We start from the raw sequence: 2800 nt of genomic DNA on the forward strand, positions 1-2800 counted from the left end.
GCTCCAGCCCGCCAGCGAGCATCCGCATGGGCTGCCGGACCGCGATTTCGATGCCCTATTCACCAAGGACAAGCCGATCATCTTTGCGTTCCACGGCTACCCGTGGCTGATACATCGCTTGACCTACCGTCGCACGAACCACAAGAACCTGCATGTGCGCGGCTACAAGGAAGAAGGGACGACCAGCACACCGTTCGACATGGTGGTGCTCAACGATCTTGATCGCTTCCATCTGGTCGAGGATGTAATCGACCGGCTGCCTCAACTCGGCAGCCGAGCGGCCTATTTCAAGCAGGCGATTCAGAACTACCTGATCGATCACAAGCAATACATCTGCAAGCACGGCGACGACCTGCCCGCCATCCGGAGCTGGAAATGGGGGGCCGACGGCGCGGCCGCCGGACGACGAACGTCGACAGAAGGGGACAACGTGTAAATCGAATCGGCGCTCTGGTGGCGAACCGTCCCGGCAGCGACTATGTTTAATTGTCGAGTGAATTAGGAGCGGCTGATTCAGCCCGAACGAACCGCGTTTGTTCGCGCAATGGCCGCCTCAAGAAGGGAGACAACGATGATCAAGAGCAAAGCGACGGCCCCAACCGCACCTGCGGCCACCGACGGTCTGGCAAAGCTGTTAAAGCAATACGGCTGCGGCCCGATCGAATTCACCGGCAGCGACGACGCGCTTTACGAGCGTCACTTGCTCTTCGATCAGGTGACCGGTTCCGGTGAAGCCGGGGCGCGCGAGCGGTTTGAGGCCTGTGCCCGCTCAGTCCGCGATGTGCTTTCCCAGCGCTGGATTCAGACCGAGGAAACCTACCGGCGCGAGAATCCCAAGCGGGTCTATTATCTCTCGATGGAGTTTCTCATTGGACGGTCGCTGGCCAATAACGTGGCCAATCTCCTGCTCGATCCACTCGTCGCGCAGATCGTCAACCAAAAGAACATCGATTGGCCAAGCATGCTCGACGCGGAGCCCGACGCCGGCCTCGGAAACGGTGGGCTCGGGCGGCTGGCCGCCTGTTTCCTCGACTCGATGGCCACGATGCAGCTTCCCGCGATGGGCTACGGGCTGCGGTATGAATACGGCATCTTCCGCCAGACGATCCGAGACGGCTGGCAGAACGAGCAGCCCGACAACTGGCTCCGCCGTCCCGATCCGTGGGAGGTCGCGCGGCCGAACGAGACCGTCGAGGTCAAGCTAAATTGTTCCTTCGAGTTGCAAAGCGGCGGCCTTCGGGCAGTCGCTGGGAAGCCGTCCACTTTGATCGGCGTTCCGTTCGATCGGCCGGTGGTCGGCTACGGCGGCAAGACGATCAACACGCTTCGCTTGTGGGCGGCGGCGACTCCCAATTATTTCGACTTCGCGGAGTTCAACCGCGGCGACTTCGCCGGCGCGCTTTCCGAGACGCTCGCCGCGGAATCCGTCACCCGCGTGCTCTATCCCGACGACTCAACGAGCATGGGACAAGGCCTGCGTTTCGTGCAGGAATACTTCCTCGTCGCCTGCTCGCTAGCCGATTTGATTCGTCGCTTTCGCCGCGACAATGACGACTGGCAGCAGCTTCCCGAAAAGGTTGCCATTCAGCTCAACGACACGCACCCCAGCTTGGCCGTTCCCGAACTCATGCGGATCTTGCTCGATGAAGCGGGGCTCGACTGGGACACCGCCTGGGACCTGACGCAGCGGTCGCTGGCCTACACGAATCACACGCTGCTGCCCGAGGCCCTGGAAAAATGGCCGATCCGGTGGTTCGAGGCGCTTCTGCCCCGGCAATTGGAAATCGTCTACGAGATCAACCGGCGGTTTCTCGATTCCGTGCGGGCAAAGTTCCCGGACGAACGAGGCCGAGTCGAGCGAATGAGCTTGCTCGAGGAAGGGGAGCCGCGCAAGGTGCGGATGGCAAATCTGGCGATCGTCGGCTCGCACAGCACCAACGGAGTGGCCGCGATCCATTCCAAGCTGCTCCGTGCGACGACGGTCAAGGATCTAGCCGAGATGTTTCCGGAGCGGTTCAACAACAAGACGAACGGCGTCACGCCGCGCCGCTGGCTGTATCTTGCCAATCCGGCGCTTGCCCGGACGATCACTGAGGCGATCGGCGACGGATGGATCAGCGATCTGCCCCAACTCAGCCTGCTCAAGCCGTTGGCCGACGACCGCAACTTCCGCGACGACTTCCGCAAAGCAAAGCGGGAGGCCAAAGTGGCATTCTCCAATTGGCTCAAGGAATCGGGGCAGTCAGTTGATCCCGACACGATCTTCGACTGCCAGGTGAAGCGCATTCACGAATACAAGCGGCAGCTTCTCAACGCCCTGCGGATCGTCGTGCTTTACAATCGCTTGCGCGAGAACCCGAATCTCGAAATGACGCCGCGGACCTTCTTCTTCGCCGGTAAGGCGGCGCCGGCTTATCACCTGGCCAAGCGGATCATCAAGTTCATTAACAATTTGGCGGGAGCGATCGACGGCGATCCGGCCGTTCGCGGCCGCCTGAAGGTCGTCTTTCTGCCCGATTACTGCGTGACCGCTGCCGAGCGTTTGATCCCCGCGGCCGATGTCTCCAACCAGATTTCAACGGCCGGCTATGAGGCCAGCGGTACGAGCAACATGAAATTCATGATGAACGGCGCGCTCACGCTCGGCACCCGCGACGGCGCCACGATCGAGATGGCCGAGGAGGCGGGCGAGGAGAATTTCTTCCTTTTCGGCCTGACCGCCGAGCAGGTGGCATCCAGCCGCGGTTGGTACAACCCCCGCTGGCATTATGAAAACGAGCTGGAAACTCGTGCGGCCTTG

At 61.2% G+C, this 2800-nt stretch carries 2 protein-coding genes; both read left to right on the forward strand.

Annotated elements, in window-relative coordinates:
- Window positions 1–436: phosphoketolase (locus tag VGY55_00385; GenBank protein HEV2968410.1), on the forward strand; the 436-nt coding region annotated here is incomplete at its 5' end.
- A gap of 135 nt (window positions 437–571) precedes the next feature.
- The coding region (locus tag VGY55_00390) for a glycogen/starch/alpha-glucan phosphorylase (protein HEV2968411.1) at window positions 572–2800 on the forward strand (2229 nt) is incomplete at its 3' end.

Source organism: Pirellulales bacterium (assembly GCA_035939775.1).
In the GTDB taxonomy this organism is placed as follows: Bacteria; Planctomycetota; Planctomycetia; order Pirellulales; family DATAWG01; genus DASZFO01.